The organism is Methylocaldum sp. GT1TLB, assembly GCF_051027445.1.
Classification (GTDB): domain Bacteria; phylum Pseudomonadota; class Gammaproteobacteria; order Methylococcales; family Methylococcaceae; genus Methylocaldum.
In genome coordinates this window covers 4,517,804-4,537,210 of record NZ_CP194898.1, presented here as the reverse complement: position 1 = coordinate 4,537,210, position 19,407 = coordinate 4,517,804, and the positions used below count along the sequence as shown (strand labels likewise).

The following is a 19,407-nucleotide window of genomic DNA, read 5'->3' as shown; positions in this document are numbered from 1 at the left end:
GGCTCGTTCCGAATCGAATGCCATGGCACTGATTGCCGGTTGCGACGAAGTGGGCCGCGGATGTATCGCCGGACCGGTAGTGGCGGCGGTGGTGATCATCGAAGATCGTTTTCACATCTCGGGGCTGGCCGATTCCAAAAAGCTGACGCCGCAGCGCCGCCAAGATCTGGCCGCAGCCATCAGGACCAAAGCTTTCGCTTGGGCAGTAGGCCGAGCCGAAGCAAGCGAAATCGATCGAATCAACATCCTCCAGGCGTCGCTCTTGGCGATGCGCCGGGCCTTTGACGCTCTACCGATAAAACCGGATTGGGCTATGGTGGACGGCAACCAATATCCGGCATTCCCTTGTCCGGGCGAAGCCATTATCGGTGGAGACGCCACCGTGCCGGCGATTTCTGCCGCATCGATACTGGCCAAAGTGTTTCGGGACCGGGAAATGCAAATTCTCGACAGCCTGCATCCCGGCTACGACTTCGCCGTCCACAAAGGCTATCCCACGGCGGTCCATATCTCTCGCTTACGCGAATTGGGACCGACTCCGAGCCACAGGCGATCTTTCGGACCGGTAAGGCGAGCGAGCGTCCCGGGATCGGATTAGCATCAGTCCAACTTTCAACGAGGTGCCGATGGAACTCTTGGCAATCAGCCTAGCCGAGCCGAAACAGGTCGAACATGACGGCCGCCGGATTTTCACTGGCATTTACAAAGAGCCCACGAAGGGTCCGGTCAAAGCCGGCGCCTTCGGGCTAGAGGGCGATGCACAAGTCGATCTCAAGAACCATGGCGGCAAGGACAAAGCGATATATGTTTACACCGTAGAAAACTACCGCTTTTGGGAACGAGAATTGGAGAAGCCGTCCCTGCCTTTCGGGCAGTTCGGCGAAAACTTCACTGTCAGCGGAATGCCCGATGAATCCGTTCACATCGGCGATGTCTTTCGAATCGGCAAGATTGTGGTTCAAGTCACCCAACCGCGCGTCCCTTGTTTCAAACTGGGGATCAAAATGGGCGATCCCTCGTTTGTAAATGTTTTTCTCAGCTCGGGCCGAACCGGATTTTATTTTCGAGTACTTGAGGAGGGCGAGGTGCGTTCCGGCGACACGATTGTTCGCCTTCGGGAGGACGAGGAGCAATTGAATATCAAGGATGCGATGCTCGCTATCGTAAAAGGACCGCGCCAACAAGAGATTATCGAGAAAGCCCTCCGGGTCGAGGCGCTGTCGCAGTCCTGGCGGGAAAGTTTGGAGAAGCGCCGCTCGCGGCCATAAAAAACCGGCTCACGGCTCACGCATCCCGCCCCGCCGGGATCGCGTGCCCGATGGACGGCAGCCATGCACGGAGCCCCGGCGCCGTCATGATCGTACTGGCGATCGCCATGAGCACCAGCATGGTGAAGACCTGAGGAGGAATCACGCCGAGCTCGAATCCTAAATTTATGACGACAAGCTCCATCAGCGCCCTCGTATTCATCATGATGGCGATGTTCCGCGCCTCCGGTCTCTTCAGGCCGGAAATCCGAGCCGCGACGTAACAGCCGCCGAATTTACCCAAAACCGCTAGAAAAACCAGCGCTGCGCACCAAAACCAGAGCTCAGCGGTTTCCAATCCTCCCACATCGGTACGCAGGCCGGTATACGTAAAGAAGATCGGCAGGAAAAACACCGTCACCAAATCCGCGACCTTATGCTTCCATGCCTCCACGAGTTCATGCTGATCATGCAACAGCACGCCCATCATGAATCCGCCGAAGATGGCAAAAATTCCGAGCTTGCTGGTCAACATGGCCGAAGTGAACACAATAACCAGGAGAATCGCCATCAGGTCTTGCGGCAACGCCTGATGATTGAATTCGAAACGACGTACGATGAACCGCAGAGCTTGCCGCACCACAGACCAGCACACAATGACGTAAAGCAGAAGCGAGCCGACCTGCGCCAACATGCCGATAATGGAAAAATGCGCGGTCACCGTAGCGGATATGAACGCCAGCAAAGTCCACCCGACCGCGTCATTGACGGCAGCCGACGAGATGGTGATTACCCCGATCCGCGTGCGCGTCAGATCGAACTCCATCATGATGCGCCCCAAAATAGGTACCGCCGTAATCGAAAACGCAGTGGCCATGAATAAGGCGTACGCCGACGCCGAAATTCCGGAGGCGAGATGGGGAGCGGACCCATAGCCGAATACCAGTCCGAGCGTGAATGGCGCCGCAATTCCCATCACGCTGATTAGGCCGACCGCCCGCTGGTTTTGTCGCGATTTGAGCTGTGAGAAATCGAATTCCAGACCGACTTGAAACATCAACATAATCAGTCCGATCTGACTCATAATGCTGATAGGCGTCGTGTCGGCAGTCCGAAATATCAGCTGGAACGTTTCCGGCGCGAGCACGCCGAATAGCGAAGGACCGAGCAAGAGCCCGGCGACGATCTCGCCCACGGCCCGAGGCTGGCCGACCCGCCTGGCCAAATAGCCCGCCACGCGCGCCGCAATAATGATGATTGCGACCTGTACCAGGGTAAAAAAGAGCACCTGCTCGGTCGTCTGAACACCACCCTGAACCGAATCGATCGCCATTATCCGATATTCCGCTTCCGTAAAATCCGCTACGAGCCACACTGCTCGCAGCTTATCGGGCGCATGGTCAAGCTGCGCCAAAGTCCCTTTAAATAAAGTCCTTTCGTGATCAGCTTCCACGCCACCATGCGCGTAATTCTGAGGATATCCGTCACCGGGCGGAAATGGCTGGGACGCGCATTAGCGCGATAAACGGTACTGACCCGCACCGGCATGGCATAAAACCCCATGCGAGCCCCCTCGATCAGAATTTCGCTCTCAAATACAAAACTCCTTTCTCGAGTACAGGACAATTTCACCGAGCGGATCAAATCGGCGGGATAAATCCGAAACCCCGATTGGCTATCCTCTATCGGTTGCCCGGAAGCCCAAGCGATCCAAAAATTGGCGAAACGGTTGGCGCGGTAGCGTGCCGACGGTATGGCTGCCCTATTCCACAGCCTGGATCCGATCACGATATGGTGCGGGAACCGATACGCCGCCGAAAGCAGCCTGGGAATTTCAGCCGGATCATGTTGACCGTCGCCGTCCATCGTCATTACGGCAAGGATGCTTTCATCTCGCAATGCGTGCTGTAAGCCACGCCAAAGACTAGCCGCTTTGCCCTGATTCGTTTCGTTCCGGAGCAATTCGATATCGAGCCCGTCCAGTGTCGAGGAAGTCCCGTCGGTCGAGCCGTCGTCCACGACGATGATGCGCGGCACGTACCGAAGCGCTGCGCCCACGACCTCCCGGATGGTCGCCGCCTCATTGAACGCCGGAATCACCAGGGCATATGCCGCGTTTCTGCCGCCGGTCCGATCCGGATTCATGCCATGCCGCCATTGACGGAGAACACCTGCCCCGTAATATAGGACGCCTTGTCCGAGGCCAAAAAGCCGACCAGATGCGCCACCTCCTCTGGCGTTCCGGCGCGCTTCATGGGCACCAGTTGCTGGATCAATTCGGGATTGAAGGCTTCTGAAATCATCGGACTTTCGATAATTCCCGGCGCAACCACGTTCACCGAGATTCCGCGAGATGCAACTTCCAGAGCCAACGACTTGCAGGCACCTATCAATCCCGCTTTCGCAGCTGCGTAATTGGCCTGCCCCCGGTTCCCCATGAGTGCAGCTACCGACGAGACGCTTATAATGCGCCCCCACCGAGTTCGGATCATAGGCAGCAGCAAGGGCTGGGTGACATTGTAGAAACCGGTCAATGAAACCTCGAGAACGTTCCTCCACTGCTCCCTGCGCATACCCGCCAGCGGCGCGTCGTCATGGATGCCGGCATTATTCACCAAGACCTGGATAGGGCCGGCCTCCAAGAGCGTCTCCAAAGCCCGTTTAGCCGATTCGTCATCGGCAACGTCAAAGAAAACGGCTTCTGCCGATCCGCCTTGCGCCATGATGTCTTCGACCACGCGGCACGCTCCGTCGCGATTTCCAAAACCGTGCACCACCACATGCAGACCGTCAGCGGCCAATTGTCGAGCAACCGCCGCGCCGATGGCGCCGCTACCGCCGGTAATGAGTGCTCTTCTCATCGATCAAGCCGCCTCAGTCCAAAAGCACGGCCCAACCGAAATTCAGTCCGGTATAGGCTCATTTTTTCTTAATCTATGCTTTACGTTAAGATTTCGGAATTCCAATCGTACGGCTGACATCTAAAAAACGAGCCGACGAGTTCGCAATGAGGAGCGAATTTTAAGTTTTGCCGGCCGTGAAAGCCATCCCGAATCCCGGACCGTTCGAAGAAAGCGAACTCCAATACGCGAAAATCAAGTTCGAAACGGTTATAGATGGACTCCAGCCGCTGGTTACTCCGTAACGCGGCTTTACCCGACCAACTTGCACATAATGAATTCCCGAATCGATGCCATCGCGCATCCTAAAGGCAAAGAAATCCACGTTTGGCACCTGAATCTCGGCGTTATGCCCGTTAATCGTGATGCGTTTTGGAAGGCGCTCGCTCCAGCCGAACGTGATCGCTGTTCGCAGTTCCGCTCCGATATTCATAAGCAGCGCTTCATTGCCACGCAAGGGGCATTGCGATGCTTGCTGTCTTGCTATTTAGGCATTGCACCGCATACCGTCCAGTTCGAACGCAACCAACACGGCAAACCCCGTCTCGCAGGGACAGAACCCGACCGAGGGCTAGTATTCAATCTTTCCCACTCGGGAGACCAGGCCCTCGTTGCCGTGGGCGTGGACATGCCACTTGGGGTGGATCTTGAAATCAGGCGTCCGCTTACCCACATAGAAGGTCTGGTTGAGCGCTGTTTTGCTCCTTCCGAACGCAACCGCTGGTGTTCGCTGCCCCCCTCTCACCGGTTGGCCGCATTTTTCAATGTTTGGACGTGTAAGGAAGCGTTTATCAAAGCGGTAGGCCGGGGCTTGGGACTCGGACTTACCCGATGCGTCCTCGCTTCCGGCGAAGTTCCACGCTGGGAAACGATTCCGGAATCGTGCGGTAATCCCGATGAGTGGTCCCTTCGAAGTTTAGATCTCGGCGAAAATATCAGCGCCGCGCTCTGCGCGCGGGCAACGGACATCCATTGGCGATTAAACGAGCTCGACCCATTCCCGCGCTGAGGCGCGCGGCCCCGGCTCTTTGATGACAGAAAACCTTGAATCACGGATAGGCTTTTCAGTAAGTCGAGGCCTAACGTATCATCCGCCTACCCGTCAATCTTGTGAGGCATTTCGATTATGCAGCAGATCCTTCGTTTTCCGCCTCCCGTCATCGCCTTGGCTCTTGTCGGTCTAGGTTTCGGCTTAGTCCCGATAACCTCCGGATTCCCGTCCTTCAGCATACCCAGCCTGGGAATCATACTTATCGCCGTAGGCATCGTCACTAGCGCTTCGGCGCTGTTTCAATTCCGCCTTATCCGAACCACATTCATCCCCACCGACGATCCTACGGCGCTCGCCAAAGATGGCCCTTATTGCTGGACCCGTAACCCCATGTATCTAGGGATACTAACGGCCTTAACCGGACTCGCCTTTTTTGTCGGCTCGCTATCGATGTTTATCGCTCCGATAGGCTTCTATTTCGTGATCGACCGGCACTTTATTCCTTACGAAGAAACCAAGTTAGCCGGCCTCTTCGCGGAGAACTATCTGGAATACCAACGCCGAGTACCGCGCTGGCTGTAAGCAAAGGGAAGGCGGCGTTCTGCGCCCGCGGCAAAAACTGCCTCGCAGGAATGAGTCAGGATAGATAAACAAATCTAAAGAAGAAGAAATAGAAAAAGGCCGGCGGCACTTTGGCTCAAACCTGTGCCGCCGGCCTATGTAAGAGAAATCAGTCGATGGCTTGGATGCGGATGGCCGGCCGCGCTTTGGCGCCAACCGTTTCCACATCGTACTCCGGCACCGGCTCGGGCGCCATCGGTCCATCGCTACGCGGCCCGAATAGAGCAACCCACGCCGCTTTCAAGGGATTTCTGACGGCATCTTCCACGGCGCTCGCCTCGTATCCGCAATGGGCCATGCAATTGGCGCATTTCGGATTCTTGGAGTTGCCGTATTTATGCCAGGGCGTCTCTTCCATCAATGCCTTGAAAGATGGAGCGTAACCCTCGTCGACCAACAAATAACAAGGCTTCTGCCAGCCGAATACATTGCGGGTGGGGTTACCCCAAGGAGTACAGTTGTAGGCTTGGTTGCCCGCCAAAAAATCCAGATACAGGCTCGAATGGTTCAGCTTCCACTTGCGGCCGCGGCCTAGTTTGAAAACCTTGCGGAACAATTCCTTACTGTCGCGCATCTTGATGAAGATATCCTGCAACGGCGCATGCTCGTAGCTGAAGCCCGGCGCGATGGTCGTGCCTTCGACTCCGAGTTTCTTGCAGTAGTCGAGGAATCCGGCAATTTCTTCGGCGTTCTCGCCTTGAAACAAAGTACAGTTGATGGTGACGCGGAACCCGCGCGCAATGGCCATTTCCACGGCTTCGGTAGCCCGATCGAACACGCCGTTCTGGCAGACTGAAGCATCGTGGCGTTCGCGATTGCCGTCCAAGTGTATCGAGAAAGTAAGGTAGGGGGAGGGTTTGTAATCGTCGATTCGTTTCTTGAGAAGCAGCGCGTTCGTACAGAGATAGACGTATTTCTTACGCTGAATGATGCCTTCGATGATCTGCGGCAACTCCTTATGCAACAGAGGCTCGCCGCCGGCGATGGAAACGATGGGCGCGCCGCATTCGTCAACAGCTGCCAAACACTCATCGATGCTCAGCCGACGATTCAGGATATCATCGGGATAATCGATCTTACCGCAACCGGCGCACGCCAAATTGCAGCGGAACAGAGGTTCGAGCATCAACACTAACGGATAACGTTTGTTTCCATTTAATTTTTGTTGTAGAAGATACTTAGCTACGCTGAGTTGTTGCCTTATTGGAACGCTCATTCACCTTCCCCCGATTTAACAAGTTCGATTCACTTAAAATTAGCCTGTATTCGTGTTTCCACCACAACGAGCACAGCGCCGCAGACTATAAACCATAACTAAATTCCTGACCAATGCACTTTGGAATTCATCAGACCACCTGTCATGTTGATAAGCAGGTTAATTCGGGTTGGTCCAGGCATTAATTCCAATGCAACATCCTAGCTTGTAGTTGTATTTTCCTCAACTAAATTTCGTTAAAATACAACACATCTTGACGATCGGGGCAATCCGGCTAGAATTTGCTGCTTTCCCAGCGAACCGTTGCTGCCTTATCTCAAGACGAACTGGCCGGAACATCGCATCTAGAAACTGGTTGGAATTTCAGAACTTGAACGGAGCAACACTCGTCCGCACGAGCGGAAGCTTTTCCTCGGATCCAAGCGTGATGAGCGACGACGACGCGTTGCAGTCTCACCTACTGGAAGGTGTCTCCCGCACCTTTGCGCTTACTATCCCGCAATTGCCGCCGGTCTTAGCCAAGCCGGTCTCGAATGCTTACTTGTTATGTCGCATTGTCGACACCATCGAAGATGAGACGGCACTTTCATCCACGGAAAAGCGCAAGTTCTGTCAGCAATTCGTGCGCGTGGTCCAAGGCAACGAGGCCGCCGAACTGCTTCGAGACGAACTCGGCCCTCGCCTTTCGACAGTCACCAGTCCGGCCGAGCACGAACTTATCCACTTGATTCCCCGGGTCATCGCCATTACTCACAGCTTCGATCCGCCGCAACGGGAAGCACTGGCCTCCTGCGTCGAAATCATGGCGAATGGCATGGCAGAATTCCAGGACCGAGACCTGCGATACGGTCTCGCAAACATGGAGGAAATGAGCAACTACTGTTATTACGTGGCCGGCGTGGTCGGGGAAATGCTGACCAAGCTTTTCTGTCACTACTCCCCCGAGATCGCCGCCCATCGCGACGAGATGATGAAGCTCGCGGTATCGTTCGGGCAAGGTCTGCAAATGACCAACATCCTCAAGGACCTTTGGGATGACCATGCCCGCGGCGTTTGTTGGCTGCCACGCGATATTTTTGGCCAGTGCGGATTCGATTTACGCAAGCTTAAACCGGGCCATAACGACCCCAAGTTCTGCGAGGGATTCAAGCATCTGATTGGAATTGCACACGGACATCTGAAGAATGCGCTTGCCTATACCTTGTATATACCCTCGCGCGAGACCGGTCTTCGCGAGTTCTGTCTGTGGGCGCTGGGGATGGCAGTGCTGACCCTGCGCAAAATCAACAAAAACCTTTATTTCAGCGACTCATCGCAAGTCAAGATTACACGCCGGGCAGTGAAAGCGACCGTTCTGACAAGTCGTCTGCTGCGTTCGAGCGATATCCTGCTCAATACCGCATTTTTCCTTGCAGGATCCGGCTTGCAACGTAGCAGCCGTCAGCTCCCGGCCCTCGGTCACCATACCGACACGTGAGAAGCCAACCACAAACAGGGGATTCCTTGCTCATGTTGAAAGAAGCGACTGCACTTTCCGCTCTCGATACGGCTTTCCTCCAGCCTTATAACGAATCGCCCTTGGATAACGCTATCCGTCGCGCCAAAAAGGAGTTGCTCGGATTGCAGCACCAGTCCGGCTACTGGGTGTTCGAGCTCGAAGCGGACTGCACGATTCCATCCGAGTACATCTTGATGATGCACTACATGGACGAAATCGACGCAGCATTACAGGCCAAGATCGCCAACTACCTGCGCGCCAACCAGCAGGCAGACGGCAGCTATCCGTTGTTCTTCGGAGGTCCTGGCGATATCAGCTGTACTGTCAAAGCCTATTACGCACTGAAACTGGCCGGCGACGACATCGACGCTCCGCATATGAAGAAAGCCAGAGCATGGATTCTGGCCCAAGGCGGCGCGGCACGCTCCAACGTCTTCACCCGCATCATGCTGGCCATGTTCGAGCAAGTGCCGTGGCGCGCCGTGCCGTTCATTCCGGTGGAAATCATGCTGCTGCCGCGCTGGTTTCCGTTCCACTTGGACAAGGTCTCCTATTGGTCGCGCACAGTGATGGTTCCCTTGTTCATCCTGTGCAGCTACAAGGTTAAAGCGCGCAACCCAAGAAAGATCGGCATTCGCGAACTCTTTACTGTCGATCCGGAAAAGGAAAAAGGATATTTCAGCCACGTCAAGACGCCGCTCGGCAAGAGCATTCTGGCGCTGGAACGCATCGGCCGCCTGATGGAACCGCTCATCCCAAAAGCGATGCGGCGAAAAGCCACCGAGAAAGCACGCGATTGGTTCATGGCACGATTGAACGGGGTAGACGGTTTGGGCGCCATCTTCCCCGCCATGGTCAACGCTTATGAAGCCATGGACTACTTGGGTTTTCCACCGGAAAACGAGCATCGCCGCATAGCCAAGGAGGCCATCGAACGCCTGCTTGTCGTCGGCGAAAACAGCGCTTATTGCCAGCCGTGCGTATCGCCGATTTGGGACACCGGGCTATCCAGCCTGGCACTGCAGGAAGTCAACAGGTTCGAGAAGGATCCCGAGATCGACGACGCACTAACTCGCGGGCTACGCTGGCTGGCGAGCAAGCAGTTGACCGACGAGCCGGGTGACTGGCGTATCAACCGGCCGAATTTGGAAGGCGGCGGATGGGCTTTCCAGTTCGAAAACACTTATTACCCCGACGTGGATGACAGCGCCGTAGTCGCCCAAGCCTTGGCTCAGGCCGAAAACCACGAGTTCGACGAGAACATTCGCCGCGCCACCAACTGGATTGCCGGCATGCAATCCGACAACGGCGGATTTGGTGCGTTCGATGCGAACAACACGCATTATTACCTGAATCACATTCCGTTCGCGGATCACGGCGCCCTGCTCGATCCGCCCACCGCCGACGTCAGCGGACGCTGCGCGATGTTCTTGGGCAAGATGCTGGAACAACGCCCGGATCTTAAACCGGCGCTGGATCGTACGATCGAATATCTGAGAAAAGAACAGGAAGTCGATGGCTCGTGGTTCGGTCGCTGGGGCACCAATTACATCTACGGCACCTGGTCGGTACTCGTAGGCTTCGAGGCGGCAGGCATCCCCAAGACCGACCCGAGCATACAGAAAGCCATCGCTTGGCTGAAGAGCGTACAACGCCCGGACGGCGGCTGGGGCGAGGACAACTTGACCTATCACGACGCCAGCCCGGAACGGCGGGGCCGTTTTCACACCAGCACGGCCTTTCAGACCGGATTGGCCTTGCTCGCGCTGATGGCGGCAGGCGATACCGATTCGCCCGAAGTCGAGGCCGGCATAGATTACCTCGTCAGAACGCAAAACGCCGATGGTTTCTGGAAGGACGAATGCTTCACCGCGCCGGGCTTCCCGCGGGTCTTTTATCTCAAATACCACGGCTACGACAAATTTTTCCCGCTGTGGGCGTTGGCGCGTTATCGTAACGAGCGCTACGGCACGGCGTGAAGTCCCTTGGGTTTGTGATCGCGCTGCCGGCCGAGGCTCGTACCCTCGTCCGGCAGCGCGTCTGCTTTGACGACCTGCTGGAACTGCCGGACGGTCATCGGTTGGCCGTCTCCGGCTCCGGTCCGAATCATGCGCGCAGTGCCGCATTCCGACTTCTCGAACACAAGGTCGATGCCTTAATCAGCTGGGGCTGTGCGGCGGCCCTCGACGGTTCCATGAATGCAGGCGATCTGGTATTGCCCGATCGAATCTTAAGCCCGGACGGCATCGAGCATGCGGTCTGCCCCGAATGGCACGACCGGGTTCGGCAAGCCTTAGCCCCGATGCTGCCGGTCACGACGGGCCTTCTGCTGGGAAGCCCCAAGGTCGTCGCGAACGCGGCGGAAAAACGAGAACTTCATGCCAGCAAAGGCGCAGTTGCACTCGATATGGAAAGCGCCTCCGTAGCCTCGGTCGCAAACGCCCGGGGCGTACCTTTTCTAGCAGTTAGAGCCATCGCCGATCCGGCATGCATGAACCTTCCCAACTCCGTGGCCGTCGCCGTAGATGAACGCGGCGACGTCAACATTCCGAAGCTCCTGAGATATGCCTTGGCTCATCCTGCCGAATTCGTTGCCTTGGCCCGACTGGGGAAGGCTTTTTACGCAGCCGCAAATACACTTCGCCGAACGGCGCATCTTTTGAGAACCGACATCTCTCTTACGCCGTCCGCCGACCGTTAATTCTCGCAACTAAAACGTCGATGAGCAGAACCGCCGAGAACCTTTTTATTCGTGTCGTCCACTGGTGGGAAGAAAACTTCCTCAACCGGCCGTGGTTAGTCACTTTGCTGTTCCTGATCGCCTCCGGCTTTACGCTCCAGTACACCATGGAGAACCTGAAGTTCGACACGAACACGGCGGACATGATTTCGACGGAGCTGCCATTCCAGAAAAACCGCATCAAGCTGGAAAAAGCATTCCCTCAGGATGTCAGTACCATCATTCTCCTGGTCGAGGGAAAAACGCCGGAGGAAACCGCCGACGCCGTCAAACTGATCGGCGAGAAACTCAGACAAAATAGGACCGAAATCAAGTCGGTCCATATTCCGGACGAGGGAGAATTTTTCGCTAGGAACGGCTTGTTATATTTGGATTTAGAAGAATTGGAGGATTTGTCCGCCCAACTCGCAAATGCCCAACCTTTTATCGGCCGGATTTCCGAAAACAACAGTCTCGGCGGTCTCCTCGATATCTTGGGCGAGGCCTTGAAGGCTTCGGAAGAAGGCTTCGAAATCGAACTGAATCCTTTGCTAGAGAAAATTCGCGAGGCGGTCGTTGCAACGAGCGAAGGCAAGCCTTACCGGCTGTCGTGGCAGCAATTGATGCTCACCCGAGATGAGGGGCTCGGGGTCACCAAGCGGTTTATTAATATCACGCCGGTCCTCAATTTCGAGGAATTGCTGCCCGCCGAAAAAGCAATCGGGGCTATCGATAAAGTTTTGGCAGAAGTACTGCAGGGCGATCTTGCCGATGTCAGCGTCCGCAAAACCGGCGAGGTGGTGCTGGAGCACGAGGAAATGCAGACCGTCGGAACCGGGGTTTCGATTGCCAGCGTCGCATCCCTTATTCTCGTGTCCGCCACCTTGTGGGTCGCTTACCGATCCTTCAAGCTGATGTTCGCCACTTTCGTCGCGTTGACCATGGGGCTGATTTTTTCGCTCGGTTTCGCTACCGTCGCCATCGGCCAGCTCAATCTGATCTCCATCGGCTTCGCAGTCTTGTTCATCGGCATGGGCGATGCGTATTCCTCCCATTTCTGTCTGCGTTACCGGGAATTGGTCCTGCGCGGCGTCTCCCAACGGGAAGCGTTGCGGGAAACCTTGACATCCACCGGCTCCTCGCTCGTTCTCTGCTCCATCACCGCGGCAACCGGCCTCTATGCCTTCATCCCCACCAACTACTCCGGAGTCGCGGAACTCGGTATTATCGCCGGCACCAGCATGTTCATCGCTCTGGCGACGACCTTCACCATACTGCCGGCGCTGTTGAAGATCATGCCCTTGAGGCCGCCACGTCGGCGCAAGGAAAAGAAAGGCGCATCGTTCCTGTCCTCGAACTGGCCGATCCGCTATGCCCCATCGATTCGCACGGCCACGGTTGTTCTTGGCTTGATCTCCGTGGGTCTCCTCTGTGACGTCACCGTGGACTTCAATCCGATCAACCTGCGCGATCCCAATACGGAATCGGTCAAGACCTTTAAATATCTGCTGCAATTCGAAGACACCTCCCCCATGACATTGGCTTCCCTGGCACGGAGCGAAGCCGAGGTCAAAGCCAAGAAAGCCGCATTCGAGTCCTTGCCAACAGTCGACAAGGTTGTCAGCATTTTCGACTTCATTCCGGAGAATCAGGACGATAAGCTCGCGATTATCAGCGATTTGTCGCTCATCATGGGTCCTCAACTCGAGAGCTTCCCCCCGTCCACGCGAGAGAAAGTCGATCCCCAGGTCATCGAGAATTTTCATCAGGTGTTGCGGGACCGTGCTGCGGCAGGTGAAAACGGCGTAATCAAAGCCTTGGACGAAGCTCTGACGCAGTTGCACGCCCGCCTGGAAACCGCCGACGAAAGCACGCGTCAAGCGATGCTCGGCCGGCTTCAGGACAGCATTTTAGGCCCGCTTCCGGCTACCATCGCCAATCTTCGCGAAAGCCTTCAGGCCCATCCGATTTCCATGGGGACCTTACCTCCCGACCTGAAAAATCGCTGGGTCAGCGCCGACGGACTGTACCGTCTACAAATCTTCCCGAATAAAGACTTGAACGATCTCGAGAACTTGCGCGAATTCATCCTTGAGGCGCAAAAAGTCGACAAGAATGTAACCGACGTGCCGGTCGCTTATCTCGAATCCATGAACGAGGCCATCAACGCCTTTCAGCAAGCGTTCGGCATTGCCTTCGTCGCCACCACGATCCTGTTGCTGCTGATCGTACGAAATCTGAAGGACACGCTGTTGGTCCTGCTGCCGCTGCTGCTGGCGTCCCTATTTACCGCCGCCTCGACGGTGCTGTTCGATATCCCGTTCAACTTCGCCAATATCATCGCCCTGCCCTTGCTTTTCGGTCTGGGAGTCGACAACGGCATTCACATGGCACACCGTCTACACTATCTGCATTCGAACGATGAAAACCTGCTCAGTACCAGCGAAGCACAAGGAATATTCTACGGCTCGCTGACGACCGTATTCAGCTTCGGCAGCCTAGCCTTTACCGCTCATCAAGGCACCGCCAGCATGGGAATGATCCTGACCATCGGCCTCATGCTCACCCTGATCTGCGCGTTGGTCGTGCTGCCCGCCTTCAGTACGCTGAGAGTCTCCCACCGGCGTTGATCCGTGTAAAATTCGAGCGTCTTTTTAGCCCTAGATAATTCCCGAGGTCTTGATGTCCACCTACATTGCGGATTTGCTGGCCACCCATCGCGGCAAGAACTTCGAACTCCACGAAAATTACTTGAATACCCAAATGGTGCGGGTGCTCAAGGCCATCGGCTATGACCGCATCTACACCAGAGCCCGTGGCCCGTATCTTTATGACGATCAGAATAACGAATATTTGGATCTCTTGAGCGGCTTCGGCGTGTTTGCCCTAGGCCGCAATCATCCCGAGATCATTCAGGCGCTTCAGGACGTACTGCAAAGCGAATTGCCAGACATGGTACAGATGGACGTATCCGTGCTGAGCGGTCTCCTCGCGGAGCAAATTCTGAAGCGCTGCCCGGACAATCTCAGCAAGATGTTCTTTTGCAATTCCGGTGCGGAAGCCGTCGAAGCGGCGATCAAATTCAGCCGCTATACGACCAGGCGGGAAAAAATCGTCTACTGTGATCACGGGTTCCACGGCCTCACCATGGGCGCGCTTTCACTGAACGGCGAAAAGATTTTCCGCGAAGGTTTCGGTCCTTTGTTGCCGGAATGCGTCACGGTTCCGTTCAATGACATCAAGGCTTTGGACGAGGCCTTGCGCAACAAAGATGTCGCGGCCTTTATCGTCGAGCCGATCCAGGGAAAAGGCGTCAACCTGCCGAGCGACGACTACCTGCCGGAAGCGGCTCGCTTGTGCGCCAAATACGGAACGCTTTTTGTCGCCGACGAGATCCAAACCGGCATCGGCCGCACCGGCAAGTTTTGGGCTATCGAGCACTGGGGCGTGAAACCCGACATGATTCTGATGGCGAAGGCACTGTCCGGTGGTTTCATCCCGGTGGGCGCCGTGGCGATGACCAAGAGCATCATGGATGCCGTCTTCAGCCGTATGGATCGCGCCGTAGTTCATGGTTCAACCTTCTCCAAGAACAATATGGCCATGGCGGCGGGGCTCGCTGCACTCAAGGTCATCGATGATGAAAAGCTGCTGGAGAATGCCGAACATCTCGGGGAAAAACTTCTGGCCGGAATGCAGAACCTGGTCGACAAGTACGAGTTATTCCAGGAAGTCCGCGGAAAGGGACTGATGATCGCTCTGGAGTTCGGCTCTCCCAAGAGCTTCTCCTTAAAGGCCGCATGGAACCTCCTGGAAACCGCCAATAAAGGGCTGTTTAGCCAAATGATCACGATTCCGCTGTTCAAGAACCATCGTATCTTGAGCCAAGTCGCCGGGCATGGCATGAACGTGGTGAAGTTTCTCCCTCCGTTGGTGATTAACGAAAACGATACGCAGTGGGTCCTCACTGCTCTCGACGATGTCATCGCCGATTGCCACAAGGTTCCCGGAGCCATCTGGGACCTTGGGAAAAACCTTACCAGCCATGCACTTAAGTCCAAAGCGGGCTGATTTCCATCATCCACGACCAACACCGGCACCACCATGCACCAACCACTCTCTTCTCGCAGCCGTAAATTTGCCGTTTTGCTGTTTTCCATGTCTTTGCTGCTGGCCTATGGCCAACGGCCTTGGGCGCACGCCGTCGTCACCGAATCCTCTCTGACCCAAAACCCGATTCAGCCGAATCACGCGACGACGGTAGTACTCTTTTTCAATTCCAATGTGGAATTGCCTTTGTCCCGAGTTTTTCTGGTCAGCAAAGGCGATGTCTTCCATCCGGTACAAATCGAAAAAGGCAAGAAACCGGGCGAGATGCGCATCCAGGTGCCCGCACTGACGCCAGGCGAATATGCCTTGAAATACAAGGTATTCGCTGCGGATGGACACTTCACGGAAAATGTCATTCGTTTCCACGTCTCTGAACCGCGGTAACCCCTATGTACATGCAAGGTTTGGCCAATTTCATCGATGATTTCCTCGGCGGGCTGATTTTGATCAGCTACGCGTTAGTAGTGGGGAGCCTGCTCTGGAGTGCGTTTATCCTCAGAGTATGGTCGCCCGGATTCGCCGCGCATGAATCCGTGGTCCGCCGAGCCGTTGGCTTGCTGCGCGCCGGCGCCATCGCCCTAGCTATCACCCAAGGGCTCAAATTGATCATCAAAGCCGTGGTTCTGGCATCGGTCTTGGGCGATTTTCCGGCCGACGCTTATATGGGCACCGTTCAGTTCCAGGCCGGTTTGATACGTTTCCTGCTTGCCTTGGGTCTGATCTACATCGCCGGCCAGTTGCGCCAAATACCGGATAAGCGGTTTTTGTGGAATCTCGCTGCGATTTCGATGATTCCCATGGTGATTGCCGGCGCCTGGCTGGTGCATGGCGTGGGCCGCTTCGAATATCGGGAGCAGCTCATGACCATGACCGTTCTCCACCAGTTTGCGGCGGCCGTGTGGTTCGGCGGCGTTGCGCAACTTTTGTCGCTCTGGCACATGAGCCGGGAATCTCAAGAGGCAAAAGCACTATGGCCCATCGCGATCACCCGTTTCGCGATGCTCGGCGTCAGTTCCGTCGTCGTTCTTCTGTTGACCGGGCTTCCCCTGGCCTGGACTTACGTCGGCAGCTGGGATGGCCTTTTCGGCACCGGTTACGGCAGCCTGGTCGTCACCAAAGTCGTTCTTCTCATGGTCGCGCTCGGCTTCGCCTATCTGAATCACCGGGCCGGTCGGCAGTGGTTGAGACAGCGCCAAACCGAAGGATTGAATAACAAGGTTCCGCATTACATCGAGGCCGAGACCTTCATACTGGTAGGGATACTTTTCATCGCCGCCACCCTGTCCTCGCAGCCGCCGTCGGAAGATATCAAGGAACTCTCCGCGACCGTCTCCGAAGTCGCCGAGATGTTCACCCCGCGCATGCCGCGCCTGACCTCGCCCACGCACGAGCAACTCCTGGCCGGTGAGCCGGGGCGTGTGGCGGTGGTCGACAAAGTTCCCTCACCCGCGGCCACGGAATGGTCGGATTACAATCACAACGTGTCCGGAGTCTTCCTGACCTTGATGGGATTGGTCGCTATGCTTTCCTACTACAGGCGGTTCGAATGGGCGAGGTATTGGCCGCTGGGCTTCGTAGGATTGAGCATTTTTCTCTTCTTCCGTAGCGACGCCGAGACTTGGCCCTTAGGCCCGATCGGCTTTTGGGAAAGCACCTTCGGCAACGGCGAGGTGTTCCAGCATCGTATCGCCACCCTTCTGGCTTTCGCATTGGGGGTTATGGAGATGCGCGCGCGCACCAATCGGAACGCCGACCGATTGCGCTATACGTTCCCGGTCTTGTGCGCGTTCGGCGGCATTTTGCTGCTCACCCATGCCCATGCGGAGTTCGAGCTGAAGAGCGAATACCTCATCCAGTCCACGCACACCGCGATGGGGCTCCTGGCCGTCATCATGGCGAGCGGGCGCTGGCTGGAACTGCGCTTGGCGGAACCCAACGTGAGTTACGGCGGGTATGTGGACGGAAAGATTGCGGGATTTATATCCATCGTGGCGATGTTCCTGATCGGCGCGATATTGCTGGTCTACCGAGAACCGTTGTTCTGAAGCCGAAACAGGAAAAGCACTCTATTCTAGTTGCGTGGCTGAAACGCCTTAGGGACAAACGAAAATGCCCGTCACTCACGTGACGGGCATTTTTTGTTACGAACTGTAATCCAAGATAAGAAAGAACCGCCTCGGACGCATTTGCACGGCCTGCGGCCGCGCCTCATTATCCGGACGTGGCATTGTTACTCGAGTAATCGGCGATCTTCTGGGACAGTTTGTTCAGAAGACTGTCGAATCCCTCGCGGTCGATGACGCTGGTATATTGAGCCTTCTTGAGCGCCAAATCGCTGATACCGTCCACGATGATATTGATGATGTGCCACTGCCCGCCGAACTGGTTCACGATGTATTCGAACTTGATGGGCTTTTCATCCGGCGAAGTAAGAAAGTAGCGTAGCAGCACGCGATCGCTCTTCATGTCTTGGGCGGAATCGTATTTGAATTCTTCCCCCGAGTAGCCGTTAAACTGCGCGGCATAAGTGGCAATACTTAGATCGGTCAACTTCTCGATAAAAGCCTTTTTCTGTTCTTTATCCAGTTTCTTCCAGTGATTTCCAAGCGCGATCTGGGAAACAGCCTCGAACTCGAACACCTGCTTGACCACCGGCTCTAGCTTTTTGTACCGTCCTTGATATCCCAATTGTTTCGCATCCTTCATAACGTCAATTAACGTGTTGTTGAGCAAGTCTACGGTTTTCTTGGCTTCCGTAGGAGCCTCCGCTGCAACAGACAGCGGAGCCAAAGCAATTAGAAACAATCCCAGGAAAAATTGAAGAAACATTGTCTTTCCCATAAGTCCGAAATCGAAATCGTCGCGACTATATCATAAAACGCCAATCAGAACGCTACGCTTAGTTGCGATCGCGCTACGGTTTTGCGTCTGAGCAACACATAATCTTCGAATCGAGCTCCTGGTATTCGATTCAGAAGCGTGAGAATCGTTCTCGACAGTCGGCTCGACTTATTGACCCTGTCGCTGCGCATAAAGATGTGCCAGCAAGTTTGCCTCGGATAGGGAAAGACCCAACTGGGACACCAACTCCTGGGGAGCGACGCCGTCCTTAAGTCTTTCGATTGCAGATCGATAGGATTGGTAGCCGGTATCCTGCGACGAGAGCGACGCCAGTCTCTCGTCGCACTCTCGAAGCCGCCGTTCTTGATCCAGCATACGCCGATCCACTTGCACGGCGGCCGCCGACAGCCCGATCAAGTCGTTTTGCTGCTGTACGAGCCGCGCGGCCAGCGTTGCATAATCGCGCCTGAGGGCCAGGCAAGCACGGGTCAGCATGAGCATTCCCGCCACCAACGCGACGATCAGCCCGACCAGAATAAAATAGGGGAGATGCCAATCCATCAGGCGTATTCATCGATATGGGGCAGCGAATCATCACTCGCCGGTCCCGGTTTTTTCTTTTCTTGTGAATCGGGCTTTTGCTGTTTGCGATTCTCGTCGCCTTTGACCTTGTTCGCCGCCGGCAAAGGTCCGACGTGTTCGACGGGATGAATCTCGACCATAACCCTATCTCGCCATTCTTCGAAAAAGCTCTCCCTCCCAGGGTGGGCGGGATCAAAGCAGATCGAGCTGCGCCTTGTCTTCGTCGTTCAAGAACTGATTCAGGTCGACCAGAATCAGCAAGTCGCCATTATGACTCGTCACGCCCTGAATGTATCGGGCGCTTTCTTCATTGCCGACGCTGGGAGCCGATTCGATTTCGGAGGCTCTGAGTTCGACCACCTCCGCGACACTATCGACCAAAATACCGATGACTTGATCGTCCGCCTCGATAATGACGATCCTCGACGCATCGTCCGGCTGCTTGGGAGGCAGCGCGAAGCGCCGCCGGGTATCGATTACCGTCACCACGTTTCCGCGCAAATTGATGATACCCACCACATAATCCGGCGCTCCCGGAACCGGCGCAATTTCGGTGACACGCAGCACCTCCTGTACCTGCATTACGTTGATGCCGTAAGTTTCTTCGCCCAAACGGAATGTGACCCACTGATTCACCGGGTCGCTGCGTCTTGCCAACGCTTCGCTCATATTACCCTCTCGC

General features: G+C 55.7%; 20 protein-coding genes. 11 read left to right on the top strand and 9 right to left on the bottom strand.

The genetic code is table 11. The features are described 5' to 3' along the window. Window positions 1-22: 22 nt before the first annotated feature. Together rnhB and ACR2R1_RS19990 are read left to right on the top strand one after the other, a co-directional pair. Complete coding sequence (gene rnhB, locus ACR2R1_RS19995) at window positions 23-598, top strand: ribonuclease HII (protein WP_086134985.1); 576 nt, start codon at window positions 23-25, stop codon at window positions 596-598. 28 nt (window positions 599-626) lie between these two features. Further along, window positions 627-1,268 (top strand): MOSC domain-containing protein, encoded by a 642-nt coding sequence (locus ACR2R1_RS19990; protein ID WP_086134986.1) that lies wholly within the window; start codon window positions 627-629, stop codon window positions 1,266-1,268. 16 nt (window positions 1,269-1,284) lie between these two features. Here ACR2R1_RS19990 and ACR2R1_RS19985 read toward each other — a convergent pair whose 3' ends face one another. The 4 genes from ACR2R1_RS19985 to ACR2R1_RS19970 all read right to left on the bottom strand — a co-directional run bounded on the left by ACR2R1_RS19985 (window position 1,285) and on the right by ACR2R1_RS19970 (window position 4,580). Then, complete coding sequence (locus ACR2R1_RS19985) at window positions 1,285-2,580, bottom strand: cation:proton antiporter (RefSeq protein ID WP_434111637.1); 1,296 nt, start codon at window positions 2,578-2,580, stop codon at window positions 1,285-1,287. Window positions 2,581-2,609: 29 nt separating this feature from the next. Continuing rightward, on the bottom strand, window positions 2,610-3,392 hold the full coding sequence (locus ACR2R1_RS19980) for a glycosyltransferase family 2 protein (protein WP_347257267.1): 783 nt from the start codon (window positions 3,390-3,392) through the stop codon (window positions 2,610-2,612). Continuing rightward, entirely contained in the window at window positions 3,389-4,108 is a 720-nt protein-coding gene (gene fabG, locus ACR2R1_RS19975) for a 3-oxoacyl-ACP reductase FabG (protein WP_077730379.1), read from the bottom strand. Before fabG ends, ACR2R1_RS19980 begins: the two co-directional genes overlap by 4 nt. Before the next feature lie 160 nt (window positions 4,109-4,268). Beyond that, entirely contained in the window at window positions 4,269-4,580 is a 312-nt protein-coding gene (locus tag ACR2R1_RS19970; RefSeq protein WP_434114309.1) for a hypothetical protein, read from the bottom strand. Between ACR2R1_RS19970 and ACR2R1_RS19965 the strand changes: the two genes are divergently transcribed. Together ACR2R1_RS19965 and ACR2R1_RS19960 are read left to right on the top strand one after the other, a co-directional pair. Continuing rightward, entirely contained in the window at window positions 4,497-5,156 is a 660-nt protein-coding gene (locus ACR2R1_RS19965) for a 4'-phosphopantetheinyl transferase family protein (RefSeq protein WP_434114282.1), read from the top strand. The two genes, ACR2R1_RS19970 and ACR2R1_RS19965, sit on opposite strands and share 84 nt — an antisense overlap. A 117-nt stretch (window positions 5,157-5,273) precedes the next feature. After that, complete coding sequence (locus ACR2R1_RS19960) at window positions 5,274-5,720, top strand: methyltransferase family protein (protein WP_077730377.1); 447 nt, start codon at window positions 5,274-5,276, stop codon at window positions 5,718-5,720. 148 nt (window positions 5,721-5,868) lie between these two features. Here ACR2R1_RS19960 and hpnH read toward each other — a convergent pair whose 3' ends face one another. Further along, a complete protein-coding gene (gene hpnH, locus ACR2R1_RS19955) occupies window positions 5,869-6,975 on the bottom strand; it encodes an adenosyl-hopene transferase HpnH (protein ID WP_077730376.1) in 1,107 nt (368 codons plus the stop codon). A gap of 427 nt (window positions 6,976-7,402) precedes the next feature. On the opposite strand from hpnH, the gene ACR2R1_RS19950 reads away from it, so the two are divergent. Genes ACR2R1_RS19950 through ACR2R1_RS19920 form a run of 7 tightly spaced genes read left to right on the top strand, consistent with a single transcriptional unit; the run spans window position 7,403 to window position 17,347 of the window. Then, on the top strand, window positions 7,403-8,452 hold the full coding sequence (locus tag ACR2R1_RS19950; protein WP_077730413.1) for a phytoene/squalene synthase family protein: 1,050 nt from the start codon (window positions 7,403-7,405) through the stop codon (window positions 8,450-8,452). Between the two features lie 32 nt (window positions 8,453-8,484). Further along, window positions 8,485-10,452 carry a squalene--hopene cyclase gene (gene shc, locus ACR2R1_RS19945; RefSeq protein ID WP_434111634.1) on the top strand — a complete coding sequence of 656 codons (1,968 nt, stop codon included), beginning with the start codon at window positions 8,485-8,487 and terminating at the stop codon, window positions 10,450-10,452. After that, window positions 10,449-11,174 (top strand): hypothetical protein, encoded by a 726-nt coding sequence (locus ACR2R1_RS19940; protein WP_086134989.1) that lies wholly within the window; start codon window positions 10,449-10,451, stop codon window positions 11,172-11,174. Before shc ends, ACR2R1_RS19940 begins: the two co-directional genes overlap by 4 nt. 20 nt (window positions 11,175-11,194) lie before the next feature. After that, complete coding sequence (locus ACR2R1_RS19935) at window positions 11,195-13,822, top strand: MMPL family transporter (RefSeq protein WP_077730373.1); 2,628 nt, start codon at window positions 11,195-11,197, stop codon at window positions 13,820-13,822. Window positions 13,823-13,874: 52 nt separating this feature from the next. Continuing rightward, complete coding sequence (locus ACR2R1_RS19930; protein ID WP_077730372.1) at window positions 13,875-15,263, top strand: aspartate aminotransferase family protein; 1,389 nt, start codon at window positions 13,875-13,877, stop codon at window positions 15,261-15,263. A gap of 33 nt (window positions 15,264-15,296) precedes the next feature. Then, a complete protein-coding gene (locus ACR2R1_RS19925; RefSeq protein ID WP_240502511.1) occupies window positions 15,297-15,686 on the top strand; it encodes a copper resistance CopC family protein in 390 nt (129 codons plus the stop codon). Between the two features lie 5 nt (window positions 15,687-15,691). Further along, window positions 15,692-17,347 carry a copper resistance D family protein gene (locus ACR2R1_RS19920; RefSeq protein WP_434111631.1) on the top strand — a complete coding sequence of 552 codons (1,656 nt, stop codon included), beginning with the start codon at window positions 15,692-15,694 and terminating at the stop codon, window positions 17,345-17,347. Between the two features lie 166 nt (window positions 17,348-17,513). On the opposite strand, the gene ACR2R1_RS19915 is transcribed toward ACR2R1_RS19920, so the two are convergent. The 4 genes from ACR2R1_RS19915 to ACR2R1_RS19900 all read right to left on the bottom strand — a co-directional run bounded on the left by ACR2R1_RS19915 (window position 17,514) and on the right by ACR2R1_RS19900 (window position 19,394). Continuing rightward, complete coding sequence (locus ACR2R1_RS19915) at window positions 17,514-18,131, bottom strand: HpnM family protein (protein ID WP_077730369.1); 618 nt, start codon at window positions 18,129-18,131, stop codon at window positions 17,514-17,516. A gap of 180 nt (window positions 18,132-18,311) precedes the next feature. Beyond that, window positions 18,312-18,704, bottom strand: a complete 393-nt coding sequence (locus tag ACR2R1_RS19910) for a DUF2802 domain-containing protein (RefSeq protein WP_434111629.1) — start codon at window positions 18,702-18,704, stop codon at window positions 18,312-18,314. Continuing rightward, window positions 18,704-18,865, bottom strand: a complete 162-nt coding sequence (locus tag ACR2R1_RS19905; RefSeq protein WP_156879648.1) for a hypothetical protein — start codon at window positions 18,863-18,865, stop codon at window positions 18,704-18,706. Before ACR2R1_RS19905 ends, ACR2R1_RS19910 begins: the two co-directional genes overlap by 1 nt. A gap of 52 nt (window positions 18,866-18,917) precedes the next feature. Further along, window positions 18,918-19,394: a chemotaxis protein CheW gene (locus tag ACR2R1_RS19900; RefSeq protein WP_347257264.1), complete on the bottom strand. Its 477-nt coding sequence runs from the start codon at window positions 19,392-19,394 to the stop codon at window positions 18,918-18,920. Window positions 19,395-19,407 lie beyond the last annotated feature (13 nt).

Bases quoted from the DNA above. Each gene is read 5' to 3' on its own strand.
- rnhB (WP_086134985.1), top strand. From the start codon at position 23: ATGGCACTGATTGCCGGTTGCGACGAAGTGGGCCGCGGATGTATCGCC.
- ACR2R1_RS19980 (WP_347257267.1), bottom strand. From the start codon at position 3,392: ATGAATCCGGATCGGACCGGCGGCAGAAACGCGGCATATGCCCTGGTG.
- ACR2R1_RS19900 (WP_347257264.1), bottom strand. From the start codon at position 19,394: ATGAGCGAAGCGTTGGCAAGACGCAGCGACCCGGTGAATCAGTGGGTC.
- ACR2R1_RS19925 (WP_240502511.1), top strand. From the start codon at position 15,297: ATGCACCAACCACTCTCTTCTCGCAGCCGTAAATTTGCCGTTTTGCTG.
- shc (WP_434111634.1), top strand. From the start codon at position 8,485: ATGTTGAAAGAAGCGACTGCACTTTCCGCTCTCGATACGGCTTTCCTC.
- ACR2R1_RS19985 (WP_434111637.1), bottom strand. From the start codon at position 2,580: ATGGCGATCGATTCGGTTCAGGGTGGTGTTCAGACGACCGAGCAGGTG.
- ACR2R1_RS19990 (WP_086134986.1), top strand. From the start codon at position 627: ATGGAACTCTTGGCAATCAGCCTAGCCGAGCCGAAACAGGTCGAACAT.
- ACR2R1_RS19915 (WP_077730369.1), bottom strand. From the start codon at position 18,131: ATGTTTCTTCAATTTTTCCTGGGATTGTTTCTAATTGCTTTGGCTCCG.
- fabG (WP_077730379.1), bottom strand. From the start codon at position 4,108: ATGAGAAGAGCACTCATTACCGGCGGTAGCGGCGCCATCGGCGCGGCG.
- ACR2R1_RS19905 (WP_156879648.1), bottom strand. From the start codon at position 18,865: ATGGTCGAGATTCATCCCGTCGAACACGTCGGACCTTTGCCGGCGGCG.
- ACR2R1_RS19930 (WP_077730372.1), top strand. From the start codon at position 13,875: ATGTCCACCTACATTGCGGATTTGCTGGCCACCCATCGCGGCAAGAAC.
- ACR2R1_RS19960 (WP_077730377.1), top strand. From the start codon at position 5,274: ATGCAGCAGATCCTTCGTTTTCCGCCTCCCGTCATCGCCTTGGCTCTT.
- ACR2R1_RS19970 (WP_434114309.1), bottom strand. From the start codon at position 4,580: ATGAATATCGGAGCGGAACTGCGAACAGCGATCACGTTCGGCTGGAGC.
- hpnH (WP_077730376.1), bottom strand. From the start codon at position 6,975: ATGAGCGTTCCAATAAGGCAACAACTCAGCGTAGCTAAGTATCTTCTA.
- ACR2R1_RS19965 (WP_434114282.1), top strand. From the start codon at position 4,497: ATGCCCGTTAATCGTGATGCGTTTTGGAAGGCGCTCGCTCCAGCCGAA.
- ACR2R1_RS19920 (WP_434111631.1), top strand. From the start codon at position 15,692: ATGTACATGCAAGGTTTGGCCAATTTCATCGATGATTTCCTCGGCGGG.
- ACR2R1_RS19935 (WP_077730373.1), top strand. From the start codon at position 11,195: ATGAGCAGAACCGCCGAGAACCTTTTTATTCGTGTCGTCCACTGGTGG.
- ACR2R1_RS19910 (WP_434111629.1), bottom strand. From the start codon at position 18,704: ATGGATTGGCATCTCCCCTATTTTATTCTGGTCGGGCTGATCGTCGCG.
- ACR2R1_RS19950 (WP_077730413.1), top strand. From the start codon at position 7,403: ATGAGCGACGACGACGCGTTGCAGTCTCACCTACTGGAAGGTGTCTCC.